The sequence below is a fragment of the Methanobrevibacter sp. genome, assembly GCF_045577275.1.
Lineage (GTDB): Archaea > Methanobacteriota > Methanobacteria > Methanobacteriales > Methanobacteriaceae > Methanobrevibacter.
This window is the reverse complement of sequence record NZ_JAZNIB010000001.1, coordinates 1-1,553: the sequence shown is the minus strand read 5'-3', so window position 1 is coordinate 1,553 and position 1,553 is coordinate 1. Positions and strand designations below refer to the sequence as shown.

Below are 1,553 nucleotides of genomic sequence, written 5' to 3'. Positions count from 1 at the left end.
AGTCTGTGAAAGATATAATTGTATGTGAGACAAATCCTGATGATATGGATAATAATGTAGATATTGTATTTTCTTCACTTCCTACTGAATTTGCAGCAAAAGTAGAAAAAGACTTTGCAAAAGATTATGTTGTTGCAAGTAATGCCAGTGCTCATAGGATGAAGAAAAATATTCCTTTAGTTATTCCAGAAGTCAATCCTGAGTATTTAGACATGATTGATGCTCAGCAAAAGGAAAATAACTGGGATGGATTTATTGTAACTAATCCTAATTGTTCTACTATTGCTTTAACTTTAACATTGAAACCAATTGTTGATAATTTTAATGTTAATGCAATCAGAGTATCGACCATGCAAGCAGTATCTGGTGCAGGTTATAATGGTGTTCCATCAATGGCTATTGTTGATAATATTGTTCCTTACATTGGTAGTGAAGAAGAAAAGATGGAATCTGAGACTTTACACTTATTAGGATCTTTTGACGGTGAAAAAGTTAATAATGCAAGTTTTAAATTAAGTGCTTCATGTCATAGGGTTCCTGTGATTGATGGTCATACTGAAGCAGTATTTGTTGAGTTGGATGATGATTTTGACATTAATGTTGTGAAAGATAAAATGGCAAATTTCAAAGCACTACCTCAAGAATTAAATTTGTTCTCAGCACCTGAAAATCCGGTTATTATCAAAGAAGAATCAGACAGACCTCAGCCAAGAATGGACAGAAATGCTGGTAATGGTATGTCTGTTAGTGTTGGTAGGTTAAGAAAAGACCAAGCTTTTGATAATAGTTTAAAATATGTTCTTGTTGGACATAATACAATTCGTGGTGCTGCTGGAGCATCAGTATTAAATGCAGAGTTAATTAATGATAAAATACTTTAATTTAACTCATTTATTTTTTTTATTTTTTCTATTTTTTTCTATATTTTTCAACTGGTTTCTCTTTCTTTTTAGTTTCTATTTTTGGTTTATTTAAGGGTTTAATTTAAATAGTATAACATCAATATTTAATATTAGATAATTATAATGTATGGTATAAGATAGTTTTTAAATTTGAAAAATTATCCTATGCATATTTCAATATTGAGATAAATTTTAAGTTAAGGGATAGAAATGGAATATGGAATAGATTCTGAGAAAGAGGCTTTACAGTCTTTAGTCAGATCTTGTTTATTGGAGCTCAATAAACTTAAATTCGATTTAACACGGTTGGAAGTGGAAAAAGCCAATGATGATTCTGCTTCACGCATTCAAGAGCTCGAACAGGATATTGTCGATAAAGAAAAAGAAGTTTCTGTTATCAGGTTTAAAACAGAAGAAGAAGTAAATCAATTAAAAGGCCAATTAGAAGAAAAGGACTTATTGATTAAAAATCAGGAAGACAGAATATATGAGCTTGATTATGTAAATAATTCTTTGGATGAAATTAAAACTTATTTTGCAGAACAATTGAAAGATTATAAGAAAAATGAATTGTCTGAAGTAAATGAAAGATTGAATGAATCTTATAAAAGCATTGCTGAAAAGGATGCGCAAATAAATAATCTTTCAAGA

General features: G+C 29.6%; 1 protein-coding gene and 1 pseudogene. Both read left to right on the top strand.

Features of this window, described 5'->3' with window-relative positions; all coding sequences use genetic code 11:
• Positions 1-881, top strand: an 881-nt coding sequence (gene asd, locus ACKI67_RS00010; RefSeq protein WP_407461329.1) for an aspartate-semialdehyde dehydrogenase, incomplete at its 5' end; no start/stop codon positions are given.
• Positions 882-1,112: 231 nt separating this feature from the next.
• Positions 1,113-1,553: pseudogene (locus tag ACKI67_RS00005) on the top strand (glycosyl transferase); the annotation flags it as partial.